This is a genomic window from Gordonia sp. ABKF26 (assembly GCF_041103195.1).
Classification (GTDB): domain Bacteria; phylum Actinomycetota; class Actinomycetes; order Mycobacteriales; family Mycobacteriaceae; genus Gordonia; species Gordonia terrae.
In genome coordinates this window covers 4787832-4806671 of the sequence record NZ_JBGCVZ010000003.1, presented here as the reverse complement: position 1 = coordinate 4806671, position 18840 = coordinate 4787832, and the positions used below count along the sequence as shown (strand labels likewise).

At 66.5% G+C, this 18840-nt stretch carries 12 protein-coding genes; all 12 read left to right on the top strand.

Annotation, left to right across the window (positions count from 1 at the left end; all coding sequences use genetic code 11):
- The first annotated feature begins 2 nt into the window (after positions 1-2).
- Positions 3-809 carry an ABC transporter permease gene (locus AB4Z55_RS22205; RefSeq protein WP_004023366.1) on the top strand — a complete coding sequence of 269 codons (807 nt, stop codon included), beginning with the start codon at positions 3-5 and terminating at the stop codon, positions 807-809.
- Between the two features lie 2 nt (positions 810-811).
- Entirely contained in the window at positions 812-1693 is an 882-nt protein-coding gene (locus AB4Z55_RS22200; RefSeq protein ID WP_004023367.1) for an ABC transporter permease, read from the top strand.
- Position 1694: 1 nt separating this feature from the next.
- Positions 1695-3065 carry an MCE family protein gene (locus tag AB4Z55_RS22195; RefSeq protein ID WP_064569567.1) on the top strand — a complete coding sequence of 457 codons (1371 nt, stop codon included), beginning with the start codon at positions 1695-1697 and terminating at the stop codon, positions 3063-3065.
- Entirely contained in the window at positions 3062-4144 is a 1083-nt protein-coding gene (locus AB4Z55_RS22190; RefSeq protein WP_004023369.1) for an MCE family protein, read from the top strand. The genes AB4Z55_RS22195 and AB4Z55_RS22190 overlap by 4 nt, the downstream gene beginning before the upstream one ends.
- Before the next feature lie 5 nt (positions 4145-4149).
- Entirely contained in the window at positions 4150-5256 is a 1107-nt protein-coding gene (locus AB4Z55_RS22185; protein ID WP_004023370.1) for an MCE family protein, read from the top strand.
- Positions 5256-6587: an MCE family protein gene (locus AB4Z55_RS22180; RefSeq protein ID WP_369520562.1), complete on the top strand. Its 1332-nt coding sequence runs from the start codon at positions 5256-5258 to the stop codon at positions 6585-6587. The genes AB4Z55_RS22185 and AB4Z55_RS22180 overlap by 1 nt, the downstream gene beginning before the upstream one ends.
- A complete protein-coding gene (locus tag AB4Z55_RS22175; RefSeq protein WP_239399876.1) occupies positions 6587-7918 on the top strand; it encodes an MCE family protein in 1332 nt (443 codons plus the stop codon). Before AB4Z55_RS22180 ends, AB4Z55_RS22175 begins: the two co-directional genes overlap by 1 nt.
- On the top strand, positions 7915-9156 hold the full coding sequence (locus AB4Z55_RS22170; RefSeq protein WP_369520561.1) for an MCE family protein: 1242 nt from the start codon (positions 7915-7917) through the stop codon (positions 9154-9156). The genes AB4Z55_RS22175 and AB4Z55_RS22170 overlap by 4 nt, the downstream gene beginning before the upstream one ends.
- A 100-nt stretch (positions 9157-9256) precedes the next feature.
- A complete protein-coding gene (locus AB4Z55_RS22165) occupies positions 9257-9895 on the top strand; it encodes a hypothetical protein (RefSeq protein ID WP_369520560.1) in 639 nt (212 codons plus the stop codon).
- Positions 9895-10908, top strand: a complete 1014-nt coding sequence (locus AB4Z55_RS22160) for a hypothetical protein (protein ID WP_369520559.1) — start codon at positions 9895-9897, stop codon at positions 10906-10908. The genes AB4Z55_RS22165 and AB4Z55_RS22160 overlap by 1 nt, the downstream gene beginning before the upstream one ends.
- A 360-nt stretch (positions 10909-11268) precedes the next feature.
- Entirely contained in the window at positions 11269-14757 is a 3489-nt protein-coding gene (locus tag AB4Z55_RS22155) for a DNA-directed RNA polymerase subunit beta (protein ID WP_004023376.1), read from the top strand.
- A 63-nt stretch (positions 14758-14820) separates the two neighbouring features.
- Positions 14821-18777, top strand: a complete 3957-nt coding sequence (locus tag AB4Z55_RS22150) for a DNA-directed RNA polymerase subunit beta' (protein WP_004023377.1) — start codon at positions 14821-14823, stop codon at positions 18775-18777.
- The last annotated feature ends 63 nt before the right edge of the window (positions 18778-18840 follow it).

Sequence of the window (18840 nt, the reverse complement as noted above, 5' to 3'; positions counted from 1 at the left end):
GGATGAGCAGTGCCACCACGCGTGGCGTCGATCGAATCGCGCAAGCCGGGACAGGTGCCCTGTCGCAGACCGGCAATATTGTTCAGCTCTTCGTCGATGTTGCACGCCAGACCTTTGTGCGCCCGTTTCAGTGGCGGGAGTTCATCCAGCAGGCGTGGTTCATCGCCAGCGTGACGATCCTGCCGACGGCACTGATCGCGATTCCGTTCGGTGCGATCGTCTCGCTGCAGACGGGTTCGCTCATCAAGCAGCTCGGTGCGGAGTCCTACACCGGTGCGGCGAGCGTTCTCGTCGTCATCCAGCAGGGTTCGCCCCTGGTGACGTCGTTGCTGATCGCCGGTGCGGCCGGGTCGGCCGTCGCCGCCGACCTCGGGTCGCGGACCATCCGCGAGGAGATCGACGCGATGGAGGTGCTCGGCATCAACCCGATCCAGCGCCTCGTCGTACCGCGTGTGCTGGCCATGGTCCTGGTCGCGATGCTGCTCAACGGACTGGTCGCCGTCATCGGCATCGGTGGTGGCTACTTCTTCAACGTCGTCGTCCAGGGCGGAACGCCGGGCGCCTACCTCGCGTCGTTCGGCGCGTTGGCGCAGCTGCCCGACCTCTGGGTGTCGACCCTCAAGGCCGCGATCTTCGGTGTCCTCGCCGGAGTCGTGGCGTCCTACAAGGGCCTCAACCCCAAGGGCGGTCCGAAGGGCGTGGGTGACGCGGTCAACCAGAGCGTCGTCATCACGTTCCTGCTGCTGTTCCTGGCGAACCTGATCATCACTGCGGTCTACCTGCAGGTCGTCCCACCGAAGGGGAGCTAGAAGTGACCGATGGTGGGGGCGGTGTGACAATCGCCAAGAGCCGGCCCGAGTACTACATGTACGAGGCCCGCAAACAGCTGGGCAAGCCGCTGAAGGTGCTCGACGGCGCAGGCGAGCAGATGTCGTTCTACGGCCGGACGCTCGCCTGGATGCCGAAGACGATCGTGCATTACACGCGCGAGGTCCTCCGCCTTCTCGCCGAAGTCGCGTTCGGTTCGGGCGGGCTCGCGGTCATCGGCGGCACGATCGGCGTGATGGTGCTGATGTCCGGGTTCACCGGCGTCGTGGTCGGCCTGCAGGGTTATGCAGCACTCGATCAGATCGGCTCGCAGGCCCTGACCGGCTTCCTCTCCGCCTACGTCAACACCCGTGAGGTGGCGCCGCTGGTGGCGGGACTTGCGCTGTCGGCGACCGTCGGCTGTGGCTTCACCGCCCAGCTCGGTGCCATGCGCATCTCGGAGGAGATCGACGCGCTGGAGACGATGGCCGTGCCGTCGATCCCGTTCCTCGTGTCGACCCGCGTGATCGCCGGGTTCATCGCGGTCATCCCGCTCTACGTGCTCGGCCTGCTGTCGGCGTATCTGGCGTCCCGGGTGGTGACGACGGTCTTCAACGGCCAGTCCGGCGGCTCCTACGACCACTACTTCAACCTGTTCCTGCCACCGGCCGACGTCTTGTGGTCGTTCGGCAAGGTGCTGGTCTTCGCGTTCGTGATCATCCTCGTGCACTGCTACTACGGCTACTACGCCTCGGGCGGTCCCGCGGGTGTGGGCGTGGCCGTCGGTCACGCGGTACGAGCGGCTCTGGTGCTCATCGCCGTCCTTGACTTCTTCCTGGGCCTGGCGATCTGGGGCACCACGACAACCGTGCGAGTGGGGGGTTAGCGTGACGCTGCTGCGTAAACGGTTGCTCGGGCTGGTCTTCTTCCTCGTGGTCGCGCTGTTCCTCACCTTGACGATCACGAAGTTCAACAAGACGTTCACCGAGTTCACCGACGTCACGCTGGTGACCGATTCGACCGGCAACGCCCTGCCGGCGAATGCCGACGTCAAGGCCCGCGGCATGACGGTCGGTGAGGTGCGCGAGGTCAAGCCCGGACCCGACGGTCGCGTCGAAGTCGTGTTGGGACTCAATCCCGACCAGGCCTCGACGCTGTCGGACGAGACCACCGCGCGCATCCTGCCGAAGACCCTGTTCGGCGAGCGTTACGTGGCCCTGCAGGTGCCGGAGGACAACTCGGGGCCGACACTGACCAACGGTGCGACGATCCAGACCGATCGCAGCGGCAACGCGCTGGAGATCCAGCAGTTGTTCGACAAGCTGCTCCCGGTCCTCGAGGCGATCCCGCCGCAGGATCTGAACGCCACCCTCACCTCCCTGTCGTCGGCGCTGTCCGGACGCGGCGAGCAACTGGGTACGACGCTGGAAGAGCTCGATCAGATCTTCGGCGAGATCAACGAGAACCTGCCCGAACTGGAGGGCACCCTCGAAGGACTGGCCAGCTTCTCGCAGACGTATTCGCAGGCGCTGCCCGACGTGGTCGACGCGCTCGACTCGCTGCGCACGACGACGAACACCATCGTCGAACGCCAGGACGACCTGCGCACGCTCATCGCCACCCTGGGCGTCGCGTCCGACGACCTGACCGGCTGGCTCCGGGCGAACCGCACGGACCTCATCGACCTCGCCGTCGACTCCGAGGAACTCCTCGTCGGACTGGCCAAGCAGTCGCCGACCTTCGTGTGCACGTTCCGCAACTTCGCGGGCCTGATCCCGGAGTCGCGCAAGATCGTCGGCCAGGGCACCAAGAACCCGGGCGTGCGCGTGAACCTGCAGTTCACCAATCCTCGTGGCCGTTACCTACCGAACCAGGACGAACCCCGCTTCATGGACCTCGATCCGCCCGCCGTGTGTTACGACCCCAAGATGGGCGGCAACCGCCCGTTCCCGCAGTACCCGGGTGGTTCGCTCGCCGACGGCAGCTACCAGCCGCCGTCGCGTAATGCCGGCCCCCGCACCATGCGTGAGCTGCCGCAGCCGCAGTTCAGCGGCGTGCCCGCCGGCTCGGTCTCGGCCGCACCGGCAGGCGCGAAGCCCGTTGCGGTGGAGTCGAACCCGTTCGACGACCCGGACTTCCGCAAGCAGCTGCAGGTCATCTACGGCGCGACGTCGGGCAAGTCGCCGGAAGAGGTGCCCACCTGGGTGACCATGATCGGCGGCGGTGCGCTGCAGGGTGCGAAGGTCGACATCAAATGAAGTCGATCGTCGGACCGCTGATCAAGCTGGTCGTCTTCGGCGTGGTCACCGTGGTGACCACGAGTCTGCTCGCCGTGACCATCGCCAACGCGGGCGGTGACGGTGACGCGAAGTTCAACGCCGTCTTCACCGACGCCACCCTGCTCAACCCGGGCGATGACGTCCGTATCGCGGGTGTGCGTGTGGGACAGGTGGAGAGCGTCGAGGTCTATGACCGCAACAAGGCCAAGGTCGCGTTCAACGTCGACCGCGACCGTCTGCCCGACGGCACGCAGCTCTTCATCCGCTACCGCAATCTGACCGGACTGCGGTACCTCGCGCTCGAGCGCGGCGCAGGCGACCCGTCGCAGACGGTCGCGCAGGGCCACACGTTCGGTCTGACACCGGGCGTCAAGGACACCCACCCGCCGGTGAACCTGACCGAACTGTTCAACGGATTCCGGCCGCTGTTCCAGCAGTTGTCCGCCTCCGACGTCAACAAGCTGACCGAGCAGATCATCGCGATCTTCGACGGGCAGGGTGGTTCGATCACCCGTCTGGTCAGCGACACGGCCGACCTCACCAACGCGATCGCCGACAAGGACAAGGTCATCGGTGAGCTGATCACCAACCTCACCAAGGTCCTCGACACGGTCAATCGCAACGACGAGCAGTTCACCAGCCTCCTCGACAACACCGAGAAGCTCGTGACAGGGCTTGCGGCGCAGCGTGGTTCGGTGGGCTCGGCGATCACCTCGGTGTCCAACCTGACCTCGGTCACGGCCAACATCCTCGGTGCGACACGCCCGTCCATCCAGGGCGACATCGCGGGACTGAAGTCGCTCGCCGACCAGATCAACAAGCGCGACGCGGACATCGAGGAGACGTTGACCAACCTGCCGATCAAGCTCCAGAAGATCGGTCGCGCAGCGACATTCGGGTCCTGGTTCCAGTTCTATCTGTGCGGCATCGACGTGGTGGCGGGCAACGGCAAGTCGCCGGTGCTGACGCAACCGCTGGTCCCGCTACCCGACATCAATCATGTGCTCTACACCAGCGCGGCCACGCGCTGCTGGGCCGACGACCGGCCAGGGGGGTGACCACGATGGCAGACAACAACGATCCGAACCCACGCGGCGGTGACCACGACGACACCGAACGCGATGAGGCGCAGGCCCCGGTGCAGCATCCGCACCGGCGTTTCGGTGGCCGGCGCAGCCCGGTCAGCATCGGTGCCATCGGCATCCTGATCCTGCTGATGCTCGGACTCAGCTCGTTCTATCTCGCCGAACTGCCGCTGCTGGGCGCGGGCGCCCGCTACACGGCGAAGTTCACCGAGGCCGCCGGCCTGAAACCGGGCAACGAGGTGCGCGTCGCAGGCGTCAAGGTGGGCGAGGTCGACGACGTGACCCTCGACGGCGATCGCGTCAACGTGACCTTCCGGGTGGAGAACACGTGGATCGGCGACCAGACGCAGGCGACCATCCAGATCAAGACGATCCTCGGTCAGAAGTTCCTGTCGCTGAACCCGCGCGGCAGTGAGCCCGCCGATCCCGACGTCCCGCTGACCGACACGGTGGCCCCCTACGACGTCATCGAGGCGTTTTCCGGGGCGGCCGAGCAGATCGGCGAACTCGACAACGACCAGCTGGCGGAGTCCATGCGCGTCCTGTCGGACACGTTCTCGGGTACGGCGGGGACGACCGGTCCGGCGCTCGAGGGCATCGCGCGTCTGTCGGAGACGATCTCCAGCCGTGATCAGGAGGTCCAGCGGTTGCTCGCCGCGACGAAGGACACCTCGAAGATCCTCGCCGATCGCAATGAGGAGTTCGTGCGCCTCATCGGTGGTGCAGGCCAGCTGCTCGACGAGCTGAACAACCGGCAGCGCAACATCTCGGCGCTGCTGGCCAGCACGACGAGCCTGGGCGACTCGCTCACCGGCATCGTGCGGGACAACGAAGAACAGATCGGACCCGCGCTCGATGCGCTGAAGGGCGTCAATGAGCTGCTACAGCGTCAGAACCAGAATATTCGCGACTCCATCAAGTACATGGCGCCGTTCTACCGGTTGTACGCCAACGTGCTCGGCAACGGTCGCTGGTTCGAGTCGTCCGTGGTGAACCTGCTGCCGCCCGCGCTGCCGCAGCAGAACACGACGCGGCCGCCGAACAAGCAGGCCATGGAGAACAACGCCGGAACGGGGGTCGGCTGATGACCACACCGGATCTGACCCGACACGCGGGTCCAGGCCGCTGGTTCACGCCGCGGCACATCGTGGTGCTCGTGATCGGACTGATCATCGCGCTCATCCTGGCGGGAGCGCTGTGGTGGGTGTTCACCTCGATCGGGACCACCAAGATCACCGCGACGTTCAAGCGTTCGGTCGGCATCTACGAGGGCTCCGACGTCCGCGTTCTCGGCGTGGCGGTCGGCAAGGTCGACTCGGTGACGCCGCAGGGCGAGACCGTGAAGGTGACCATGACGGTCGATCGGGGAGTGGAGCTGCCCGCGGATGTCCGTGCGGTGCAGGTCATCCCGTCGGTCGTGGCGGACCGCTACGTGCAGCTGACCCCCGCCTACACGGGCGGGGAGAAGGCGCCGCGCGATCTCACCCTCTCGGTGGACCAGACGATGATCCCGGTGGAGGTCGACCAGATCTACGCGAGCGTCAAGGAGCTGTCCGACGCCCTCGGACCCGACGGCGCCAACAAGACCGACGGCACCGGCCGACAGGGCGCCGTGAGCGAACTGGTCACGACCGGCGCGGAGAATCTCGAGGGCAACGGCGAGAAGCTGGGCCAGGCGATCGAGGGACTGTCCAAGGCGTCGACGACGCTGAGTGATTCGCGCGGCAACCTGTTCGACACCGTCAAGAACCTGAACACCTTCGTCGGCGCACTGCGCGAGAACGACGCCCAGGTGCGGCAGTTCAACACGCAGATGGCCTCGTTCAACCAGTTCCTCGCCGGCGAGCGCGAGCAGCTCGCCGCCGCGCTGAACAAGCTGTCGATCGCGCTCGGCGATGTGGCGACCTTCCTCGCCGACAACCGTGAGCAGATCGGGGAGACGGTGAAGGACCTCCAGCCGACGACCCAGGCCCTGCTCGACCAGAAGAACAACCTCAAAGAAGTCTTGACCGTGCTGCCGATCACGGTGAACAACCTGATCAACGCGTACGACGCCGAGTCGGGCACGTTGTCGATGCGTCTGACGATCCCGGATCTGCAGGATCTGATCGGGGCCCAGTGCCGCCTGCTCGACCTCGGTGCGCTGCTCCCGGGCAACCCGGCTGCCGATCAGTTCAGCAACACGCTCCGGCCGCTGATCAGCCAGTGCGAGGAGATCGGTGACCAGATCCAGCGCGGTGTCCTGGAGCCGCTGTTGCCGGTGCTGCCGTTCGGCATCATGAGCAACAACAAGCTGCAGCGCGCACCGGTGCCGGGCACCGTCCCGGGCAACCCCGATCCCGAGATCGGCAACCCGTCGCCCTCGAGGTCTCCGGCGGCTCCGTCGTCCACCCCGCGCCCCCGGGGAGGTAACTGATGAACCGCAGGACGATGCGTACGGCGGTGGCCGGCGCCGCTCTGTCGCTCACCCTCCTGCTGTCGGGCTGTATGTCCAACGGCATCCAGTCGATCCCACTGCCCGGCGGCGTGAACACCGGCGACAACGCGCGCACCTACAAGATCCAGTTCGACGACGTGCTCGATCTCGTGCCGCAGTCGATGGTCAAGCGCGACGGAATCCCGGTCGGCCGAGTGACCAAGGTCGAGGTGCCCAACGACCAGTGGTTCGCCCAGGTCACCGTCGAGGTACAGAACAACGTCGACCTCTCCGACGAAGCCGAGGCGAGCGTCCAGCAGACCTCGCTGCTCGGTGAGAAGTTCGTGTCGCTGACCGAACCCGACGGCAGTGCCGAAGCGCCGCGCCAGAATCCCGACCAGCCGATCCCGGTGTCGCGGACACGTACCGCAACCGACATCGAGCAGGTCCTCGGGGCCCTGGCCCTGCTGCTCAACGGCGGTGGCCTCAATCAGCTGCAGCCGATCGTCACCGAACTGAACAAGGCGCTCGACGGCCGGACCGACAAGGTCCGTGACCTCATCGGCGAGACCGAGGACCTGATCGCAGGCCTCAACCGTCAGCGCGACGACATCGTCACCGCGATCGACGGACTGGCCGAACTGTCCACCCGGACCGCGGCGCAGACCGCGCAGATCGATCGCATCCTCAAGCAGTTGCCCGCGGGCGTCGAGGTACTGGAGGAGCAGCGGCCGCAGTTCGTCGAACTGTTGACCAAGCTCGATCAGCTCGGTCAGGTCGGCACCGACGTGCTGGGCAAGTCGCGCAAGGCGTTGATCAACGACCTGAAGGCGTTGCGGCCGGTGCTGACCCAGCTCGCCGCGGCGGCTCCGGATCTGATCACCGCGGCACCGCTGATGCTGACCCACCCGTTCCCGGACTGGTTGCTGCCGGGTGTGCGTGGTGACTCGACCAACCTGTTCATGACGCTCGACCTCCGCGTCCTCAACCAGCTCGAGGCGCTCGGCGTCGGCCAGGGGACCCCGAAGTACTCGCCGCCCGCACGGGTGAGTGTGCCGGTCGATCGCCGCAACCCGTACTACCGCGGCAACGGCCCGCGCTACGGCTGGCCGACCATCACCCTGCTGCCGCCGGGTCCGAACTGGCGTCCGGGACCGAACACGCCGCCGTCGGGCGGGCGCTACCCGGCGTCCTTCGCCCGGCCCGCGGAGGCTGCCGGCCCGATGCCGACCCCGGCGACACCGGGGCAGGGCATCCTCGACGGCCCGCTGGCCGCGATGGGACTCGCGCCGGCCGCGCCCACCCAGAACCCGTCAGGAGCAGGACGATGATCGGCAAGCTCGTCAAGATCCAGCTGATCGTGTTCGTCGTCGTCGGCCTCGTCGCCCTGGTGTACGTGGGTGCGAAGTACGCGCGCCTGGACAAGCTCGCCGGTGTCGGCATGTACACGGTCACCGCCCAGCTGCCCGACTCCGGCGGCATCTTCACGAACGCGGAGGTCACCTACCAGGGTGTGCCGGTGGGTCGGGTCGGCAAGCTGACGCTGACGCCCGACGGGGTCGACGTCGCACTCGACATCGACTCCGGTGGGCCGGAGATCCCGGCGTCGGCGACCGCGGTCGTCGCGAACCGGTCCGCGATCGGTGAGCAGTTCGTCGACCTGCAGCCGACGTCGTCGGAGGGGCCGTACCTGAAAGACGGCGACACGATCACCAAGTACGCGCTCCCCGAACCGCTCGAGGACGTGGTCGCCTCGGCGATCGACTTCACCGACTCGATCCCGGTCGACGACCTGAACACGGTCATCACCGAACTCGGCCGCGCGTTCAACGGCCAGGGGGAGAACCTCACCCGTCTGGTCGACTCGCTCGGCAAGCTGTCCCGGGCCGGCGTCGACAACCTGAGCGAGACGGTCGCCCTCATCCAGAACTCCGATGTCGTGCTCGACACCCAGGCCGATCAGTCCGACGCGATCCTCACGTGGTCGCGCAACCTGAACCTGGTGACCGCGACCCTGGCCTCCGCCGATCCGGACCTTCGTCGACTGCTGACGACGGGCACGTTGTCGGCGACGCAGATCTCGGAGCTGATCCAGAAGAACGGCAACGACCTCTCCAAGGTCGTGAAGGACCTCGCCGAGGTGGCCCGGACCATCGAGCCGGCGACGTACACGACGTCGACGACGTTCGCGATGCTGTCAGCGCTGTCGGCGGGCAGCCATGCCCCGGCTCCGGGCGATGGTCAGATCCACTTCGGTGTGGTGCTCGAGACCAACAATCCCGCCGCGTGTACGCGCGGATACGAGGGCACCGACGCGGTGCTCGCCGAAGCCCGTCGGAAGAACCCGAACTTCGACGTCCACTACGACGACTTCGCATTCAACACCGACGCGAGGTGCACCGTGCCGTTCGGTAATCCGACCGGCGTCCGAAGCGCCGAGCGTGCCCAGTACGCCAACCCGGCGTACCCGCAGCCGTGGGACAACACCCCCAAGAAGGATCCCGACAAGCTCAACCTCAACCCGCTCGCCCAGCAGCTCGCAGCGTTGCTCGGCGTCCGGCCGCGGTAGACCCCACCACCCGACGCGCGTCGCCGCCGGCGACCGGACCGCACGGTCCGGTTCCCGGCCTTGGCTTGTGCTCAGGAGCGATATATACAGTGTGTTCCCGATGACTGGCACCCCAGAACCGACAGAGAAGAAGCCCAGCGGCATCCGTCCCGCCGTGCGGCGGGCGGCGGGGTTCGCGCCCCGCGCCCTGGCCTCCGCGGCGATCGTGGTCGGCGTAGTGCTCGTCGCCGTGTTCGGTGTGCGTGCCTACAACGTCTACTTCGACGAGTACCCCGCACAGGAGACGCGCGACGCGGCGACGCAGGCGGCCGAACAGGCCGTACTGAACATCACGACGATCGACCCCGCCGACGTCGAGGGCTTCCGCAAGCGTGCCGAGGCCTCGCTGACCGGCAAGGCGAAGGAAGAGGTGCTGGGCGGCAAGGACGGCAGCGTCCTCGACATGCTCGGCACGGCCGGGCCCAACACCGCCAAGCTGAGCGCGCGCCTGTTGCGCAGCGCGCCCAGCGAGGTCGACGCCGACGAGGACAAGGCCAAGGTGCTCGTCTACGTGGTGACGACCCTGCAGCGTCCCGGCCAGGCCGGTATCGACGAGACGCGCGGCTTCGACGTCAGCATGACCAAGGACGGCGACACCTGGAAGGCCGAGAACGTCCTCGGCCTCGAGGGCATCGCCTACGCCGACGGTGGCGGCGGTGCGCCCGCTCCGGCGGCCCCGGCTCCGGAGGGAGGCAACTGATGGCCAACGATCGCGGTAAGAAGAAGCCCACCCCGAAGCGCCGCCCGACCCCGAAGGTCGCCGGCCGTACTTCCCTGCCCCCTGAGGTGCGAGGAGCGCAAGCGACGAGCCACGAAGGGCCTGGTGACGAGACCGCGGAAACCGTCACCTCTCTGCCCCCTGAGGTGCGAGGGGCGCGAGCCGCCGGGCAGAGCGAGCGCAGCGAGTCGAAGTCGACGAGCCACGAAGGGCCTGGTGACGACACAGCCAAGGCCGACACCACGACAACCGACGCCGTCGATCTGGAGAAGTCCACCCCGGCTGAGTCGGCCGAGCCCGAGTCGACCACCAACCCCGAGACCCCCACCAAGCCTGAACTCACCAAGCCCAAGACCAAGCCGGTCGCGCGGGTCTCGACCTTGCGTCGGGGCGACGCGTCGGCAGCGGGTTCCGACACCTCGGGCACGCCGAATCGGCCGATGGGCCGGCGTCCCGGCCGGCGGGACCGGCGGGGGAGCGGTGCCTCGCGCGGTCCGCTCGGCATCCGCACCGGGGTTCTCGCGGCCATCGCGGCCGGCTTGTTCGTCGTCGCCGCGATCCTGGCGTTCCATCCCGGTGCCGAGAAGGGGCCCAACAAGGCGTTCGTCGACCAGGAGTCGACGGCGCAGCTGACCTCGCAGGCCCAGGAGCGGATCTGCGCGGTGTTCGGGTACGACCACACCGAGCTCGACAAGTGGCAGCAGCGTGCGCAGGACGCCCTGACCGGGCAGGCCCGCACCGAGTTCGACGAGACGCTCAAGGCGCAGCGGGATCTCATCACGCAGACGAAGACGGGCGCCGAATGTCGCGTCGACGCGATCGGCGTGCGGGACCTCTCCGGGGGCGGCGACGGCGCCACGGCGACCGTCATCGCCAATCTGATCGTGAGCGAGACGCAGAACAGCATGGCCACCAACAGCGGTGCACCACGTGCCCAGTTCGCCATGGTGCGTGAGGGTGATCAGTGGCGGATCCGTGCGGTCGAGCCCTTCTGATCGTCCTGCGCCGCACCCTGATCACCAGGTCGGGAGCCGAGTTCGGCACCGACTTCACGAAATTCGCGCGTAGCGCTTGACGTGGCGGCGATGTCGGGCCAGTCTGTGACCAGCGATCGACGTGCAGGCAGCCACCCGCGCGAACTCGCTTTCCAGACGGCTTGACAAAGTGCGTCTATTTTCTGCTACAGTTGGACGTTGCGCTGGCTGCCTCCTGTCCATCTATCGATCCTTCTTCGGCCACTCCTAGACGTGTGTGCTGCGGTGATCGCCGATCCCAGGGTGTCACCAGCGAACGGCCCATCAAGCCACGTACTGCACATCTAGGTTGTGAATAACGTCGTGTTGGAAGGACGCATCTTGGCAGTCAACCGCCAGTCCACCTCAACAATCCCCGGCGCGCCGCATCGCGCGTCGTTTGCAAAGATCAGCGAGCCGCTGGAGGTTCCGGGCCTCCTCGACCTCCAACTCGATTCGTTCGAATGGCTCGTCGGTTCGCCGGAGTGGCGCGCGAAGGCGATCGCCCGCGGTGACGAGAACCCGACGGGTGGCCTCGAGGACATCCTCCACGAGCTGTCCCCGATCGAGGACTTCTCCGGTTCGATGTCCCTGTCGTTCTCCGAGCCGCACTTCGACGAGGTCAAGGCCTCCGTCGAGGAGTGCAAGGACAAGGACATGACCTACGCGGCGCCGCTGTTCGTCACCGCGGAGTTCATCAACAACAACACCGGCGAGATCAAGTCGCAGACCGTCTTCATGGGCGACTTCCCGATCATGACCGAAAAGGGCAGCTTCATCATCAACGGCACCGAGCGTGTCGTCGTGAGCCAGCTGGTCCGCAGCCCGGGCGTGTACTTCGACGCCTCGATCGACAAGACCACCGAGAAGACCCTGCACACCGTCAAGGTGATCCCGGGTCGCGGCGCGTGGCTGGAGTTCGACGTCGACAAGCGCGACACCGTGGGTGTGCGTATCGACCGCAAGCGCCGTCAGCCGGTCACCGTGCTGCTCAAGGCGCTGGGCTTCACCGCCGAGGAGATCACCGAGCGTTTCGGCTTCTCCGAGATCATGATGTCGACGCTGGAGAAGGACAACACCGGCAACCAGGACGAGGCGCTGCTCGAGGTCTACCGCAAGCTGCGCCCGGGTGAGCCGCCGACCAAGGAGTCCGCGGAGAACCTCCTGGAGAACCTGTTCTTCAAGGACAAGCGTTACGACCTCGCGCGCGTGGGCCGGTACAAGGTCAACAAGAAGCTGGGTCTGACCGGCAACCCGATGGTGGGCGAGTCGACCCTGACCCGCGAGGACATCATCGCGACCGTCGAGTACCTGGTGCGTCTGCACGAGGCCGACCCGCACACCACCACCTACATGACCGTCCCCGGTGGCGTCGAGGTGCCCGTCGAGGTCGACGACATCGACCACTTCGGCAACCGTCGCCTGCGTACCGTCGGCGAGCTGATCCAGAACCAGATCCGCGTGGGCCTCTCGCGTATGGAGCGTGTCGTGCGTGAGCGCATGACCACCCAGGACGTCGAGGCGATCACCCCGCAGACCCTGATCAACATCCGTCCCGTCGTGGCGGCGATCAAGGAATTCTTCGGAACCAGCCAGCTGTCGCAGTTCATGGACCAGAACAACCCGCTCTCGGGTCTGACCCACAAGCGTCGTCTGTCGGCGCTGGGCCCGGGTGGTCTGAGCCGTGAGCGCGCCGGCCTCGAGGTGCGCGACGTGCACCCGTCGCACTACGGCCGCATGTGCCCGATCGAGACCCCTGAGGGTCCGAACATCGGTCTGATCGGTTCGCTCTCGGTGTACGCGCGGGTCAACCCGTTCGGCTTCATCGAGACCCCGTACCGCAAGGTCGTCGACGGCAACGTCACCGACGACATCGAGTACATGACCGCCGACGAGGAGGACCGCTTCCTCATCGGTCAGGCGAACACCAACTTCGACGGCAACGGCCGCATCACCGACGAGCGTGTCCTGGTGCGCAAGAAGGGCTCCGAGGTGGAGTTCGTCGGCGCGACCGATGTCGAGTACCTCGACGTCTCGCCGCGTCAGATGGTGTCCGTCGCGACCGCGATGATCCCGTTCCTCGAGCACGACGACGCGAACCGCGCCCTGATGGGTGCGAACATGCAGCGTCAGGCCGTGCCGCTGGTCCGCAACGAGTCGCCGCTGGTCGGTACCGGCATGGAGCTGCGTGCCGCGGTCGACGCCGGCGACGTCATCGTCTCGACCAAGACCGGTGTGGTGGAAGAGGTCTCGGCCGACTACATCACCGTCATGTCCGACGACGGCACCCGCGACACCTACCGGATGCGCAAGTTCGCGCGGTCCAACCACGGCACCTGTGCCAACCAGCGTCCGATCGTGGACGAGGGTCAGCGCGTGGAGTCCGGCCAGGTCCTCGCCGACGGCCCCTGCACCGAGAACGGTGAGATGGCGCTCGGCAAGAACCTGCTCGTGGCGATCATGCCGTGGGAGGGTCACAACTACGAGGACGCGATCATCCTGAGCCAGCGTCTCGTCGAAGAGGACGTGCTCACCTCGATCCACATCGAGGAGCACGAGATCGACGCCCGCGACACCAAGCTCGGTGCCGAGGAGATCACCCGGGACATCCCGAACGTCTCCGACGAGGTGCTCGCCGATCTCGACGAGCGCGGCATCGTGCGTATCGGTGCCGAGGTCCGCGACGGCGACATCCTGGTCGGCAAGGTCACGCCGAAGGGCGAGACCGAGCTGACCCCGGAAGAGCGTCTGCTGCGTGCGATCTTCGGCGAGAAGGCCCGTGAGGTCCGCGACACCTCGCTGAAGGTGCCGCACGGCGAGACCGGCAAGGTCATCGGCGTGCGCGTGTTCAGCCGCGAGGACGACGACGATCTGGCTCCCGGCGTCAACGAGCTGGTCCGCGTGTACGTGGCCCAGAAGCGTAAGATCCAGGACGGCGACAAGCTCGCCGGCCGTCACGGCAACAAGGGCGTCATCGGCAAGATCCTCCCGCAGGAGGACATGCCGTTCCTGCCCGACGGCACTCCCGTCGACATCATCCTGAACACCCACGGTGTCCCGCGTCGTATGAACATCGGCCAGATCCTGGAGACCCACCTCGGGTGGGTCGCCAAGGCCGGCTGGAACATCAACGTGGCCGAGGGCGTGCCGGAGTGGGCGTCTCGTCTGCCCGAGGACATGTACTCGGCTGAGCCCGACACCAACACCGCCACCCCGGTGTTCGACGGCGCGCGCGAGGAGGAGCTGACCGGACTGCTGTCCTCGACGCTGCCGAACCGCGACGGCGAGGTGATGGTCAACGGCGACGGCAAGGCGACGCTGTTCGACGGTCGTTCCGGCGAGCCGTTCCCGTACCCGGTGTCGGTCGGCTACATGTACATCATCAAGCTGCACCACCTGGTCGACGACAAGATCCACGCTCGTTCGACCGGTCCGTACTCGATGATCACCCAGCAGCCGCTCGGTGGTAAGGCGCAGTTCGGTGGTCAGCGCTTCGGTGAGATGGAGTGTTGGGCCATGCAGGCCTACGGCGCCGCGTACACGCTGCAGGAGCTGCTGACCATCAAGTCGGACGACGTGGTGGGCCGCGTCAAGGTCTACGAGGCGATCGTCAAGGGCGAGAACATCCCGGAGCCGGGTATCCCCGAGTCGTTCAAGGTGCTGCTGAAGGAACTTCAGTCGCTGTGCCTGAACGTCGAGGTGCTGAGCTCCGACGGTGCGGCCATCGAGATGCACGACACCGACGACGAGGACCTGGAGCGTGCAGCTGCCAACCTCGGCATCAACCTGTCGCGCAACGAGTCGGCCACCGTCGACGATCTCGCCAACTGACCTGACCCTCACCCGGCCGGGTTCACCCCGGCCACTGACAACAGAGCTCTGGAAAGGTAACAAGTGCTCGACGTCAACTTTTTCGACGAACTGAAGATCGGTCTGGCGACAGCCGACGACATCCACAACTGGTCATACGGTGAGGTCAAGAAGCCGGAGACGATCAACTACCGCACGCTCAAGCCGGAGAAGGACGGCCTGTTCTGCGAGAAGATCTTCGGCCCGACCCGTGACTGGGAGTGCTACTGCGGTAAGTACAAGCGCGTCCGCTTCAAGGGCATCATCTGTGAGCGCTGCGGCGTCGAGGTGACCAAGGCCAAGGTGCGCCGCGAGCGCATGGGCCACATCGAGCTGGCCGCCCCGGTCACGCACATCTGGTACTTCAAGGGTGTGCCGAGCCGGCTGGGCTACCTGCTCGACCTGGCGCCGAAGGATCTCGAGAAGATCATCTACTTCGCCGCCTACGTCATCACCGCGGTCGACGACGAGCTGCGCCACAACGAGCTCTCGACGCTCGAGGCGGAGATGGAGGTCGAGAAGAAGGCCGTCGCCGATCAGCGCGACGCCGACCTGAACGAGCGTCAGCAGAAGCTCGAGCAGGACCTCGCCGAGCTGGAGGCCGAGGGCGCCAAGGCCGACGTGCGCCGCAAGGTGCGCGACGGCGCCGAGCGCGAGATGCGTCGCATGCGCGACGCCGCTCAGCGTGAGCTCGACGGTCTCGAGGAGATCTGGGACAAGTTCGTCAAGCTCAGCCTGGGCGATCTCATCATCGACGAGAAGCTCTACCGTCAGCTCGAAGAGCGCTACGGCGAGTACTTCCAGGGTTCGATGGGCGCCGAGGCGATCAAGAAGCTGCTCGAGACCTTCGACATCGACGCCGAGGCCGAGTCGCTGCGCGAGACCATCCGTAGCGGCAAGGGCCAGAAGAAGCTGCGTGCGCTCAAGCGACTCAAGGTCGTCGCGGCGTTCCAGCAGTCGGGCAACTCGCCGCTGGGCATGGTCCTCGACGCCGTGCCGGTGATTCCGCCGGAGCTGCGTCCGATGGTCCAGCTCGACGGTGGCCGCTTCGCGACCTCCGACCTGAACGACCTGTACCGCCGTGTCATCAACCGCAACAACCGCCTCAAGCGTCTGATCGATCTCGGTGCGCCCGAGATCATCGTGAACAACGAGAAGCGGATGCTGCAGGAGTCGGTCGACGCACTCTTCGACAACGGTCGTCGCGGCCGTCCGGTCACCGGGCCGGGCAACCGCCCGCTCAAGTCGCTGAGCGATCTGCTCAAGGGCAAGCAGGGTCGTTTCCGTCAGAACCTGCTCGGCAAGCGCGTGGACTACTCGGGCCGTTCGGTCATCGTCGTCGGTCCGCAGCTCAAGCTGCACCAGTGCGGTCTGCCGAAGCTGATGGCTCTCGAGCTGTTCAAGCCGTTCGTGATGAAGCGTCTGGTCGACCTGAACCAGGCGCAGAACATCAAGTCCGCCAAGCGCATGGTCGAGCGTCAGCGTCCCGCGGTGTGGGACGTCCTCGAAGAGGTCATCGCCGAGCACCCGGTGCTGCTGAACCGTGCACCGACGCTGCACCGCCTCGGCATCCAGGCCTTCGAGCCGCAGCTGGTGGAGGGCAAGGCCATTCAGCTCCACCCGCTGGTGTGTGAGGCCTTCAACGCCGACTTCGACGGTGACCAGATGGCCGTGCACCTCCCGCTGTCGGCGGAGGCGCAGGCCGAGGCGCGCATCCTGATGCTGTCGTCGAACAACATCCTGTCGCCGGCGTCGGGCCGTCCGCTCGCCATGCCGCGTCTGGACATGGTGACCGGTCTGTACTACCTGACCACCCTCAAGGAGGGCGCGGCGGGCGAGTACACCGCGGCGAACGGCGACGACGTCGAGCGTGGCGTCTACTCGACCCCGGCCGAGGCCATCATGGCCGTCGACCGCGGCGTGCTGACCGTGCAGTCGCGCATCAAGGTGCGCCTGACCGACCAGCGTCCGCCGGCCGACATCGAGGCCGAGCAGTTCCCCGACGGCTGGAAGTACGGTTCGCCGTGGGAGCTCGAGACCACGCTGGGTCGGGTGCTCTTCAACGAGCTCCTGCCGATCGAGTACCCGTTCGTCAACGAGCAGATGCCGAAGAAGCGTCAGGCCGTGATCATCAACGATCTCGCCGAGCGTTACCCGATGATCGTGGTCGCCCAGACCGTCGACAAGCTGAAGGACGTCGGCTTCTACTGGGCCACCCGTTCGGGTGTCACCGTCTCGATGGCCGACGTGCTCGTGCCGCCGCAGAAGGCGGAGATCCTCGACAAGTACGAGGAGCGGGCCGACGGTCTGGAGCGCAAGTTCCAGCGTGGTGCCCTCACCCCGGACGAGCGTCGTGACTCCCTCGTCGAGATCTGGAAGCAGGCGACCGAAGAGGTCGGTGCGGCCATGGAGGCGCACTACCCGGACGACAACCCGATCCCGATGATCGTGAAGTCGGGTGCGGCGGGCAACATGACCCAGATCCGCTCGCTGGCGGGCATGAAGGGTCTGGTGACCAACCCGAAGGGTGAGTTCATCCCGCGTCCGATCAAGTCCTCGTTCCGCGAGGGTCTGACCGTCGCCGAGTACTTCATCAACACGCACGGCGCCCGTAAGGGTCTGGCCGACACCGCGCTTCGTACCGCCGACTCGGGCTACCTGACCCGTCGTCTGGTGGACGTCTCGCAGGACGTCATCGTGCGTGAGACCGACTGTGGCACCGAGCGTGGCATCACCACGACGATCGCCGAGAAGCAGGCCGACGGCACGCTCATCCGCGATGCGCACGTCGAGACCTCGACCTACGCCCGCACGCTGGCGCAGGACGCGGTCGACACCGACGGCAACGTCATCGTCGAGCGTGGTCACGATCTGGGCGATCCGGCCATCGAGGCACTGCTGGCCGCAGGCATCACGCAGGTCAAGGTCCGTTCGGTCCTGACCTGTGGGACCGGCACCGGTGTGTGCGCGATGTGCTACGGCCGTTCGATGGCCACCGGCAAGCTCGTCGACATCGGCGAGGCCGTCGGTATCATCGCGGCCCAGTCGATCGGTGAGCCCGGTACCCAGCTGACGATGCGTACGTTCCACCAGGGTGGCGTCGGTGACGACATCACCGGTGGTCTGCCGCGTGTCCAGGAGCTCTTCGAGGCCCGCGTCCCCAAGGGCGTCGCGCCGATCGCGGAGGTCTCGGGCCGGGTGCGCCTCGAGGACGACGACCGCTTCTACAAGATCACCCTCATCCCGGACGACGGTTCGGAAGAGGTTGTCATCGACAAGATCTCGAAGCGTCAGCGTCTGCGCGTGTTCAAGCACGACGACGGTTCCGAGCGGCTCCTCGCCGACGGTGACCACGTCGAGGTCGGCCAGCAGCTCATGGAGGGCTCGGCCAACCCGCACGAGGTGCTCCGCGTCATGGGTCCCCGTCAGGTGCAGATCCACCTGGTCAACGAGGTCCAGGAGGTCTACCGCAGCCAGGGTGTGTCGATCCACGACAAGCACATCGAGACCATCGTGCGTCAGATGCTGCGGCGCGTGACGATCATCGACCACGGTTCGACCGAGTTCCTGCCCGGTTCGCTCGTCGAGCGCGCCGAGTTCGAGGCGGCCAACCGTCAGGTCGTGACCGAGGGCGGCGAGCCCGCCGCCGGACGTCCGGTGCTGATGGGTATCACCAAGGCCTCGCTGGCGACCGAGTCGTGGCTGTCGGCGGCGTCGTTCCAGGAGACCACGCGTGTCCTGACCGACGCGGCGATCAACAGCCGCAGCGACAAGCTGATCGGTCTGAAGGAGAACGTGATCATCGGTAAGTTGATCCCGGCCGGTACCGGTATCAACCGCTACCGCAACATCCAGGTTCAGCCGACCGAAGAGGCACGCGCCGCGGCGTACGCGGTGCCGTCCTACGACGACACCTACTACAGCCCGGACGGCACCTTCGGTGCTCCGGCCGGCGCTGCGGTGCCGCTGGACGACTACGGATTCTCCAACGACTACCGGTAGTCGGGTTTCGTAGCAGAACCGAATACGACGACGGCCCCGCACTCGATGAGTGCGGGGCCGTTT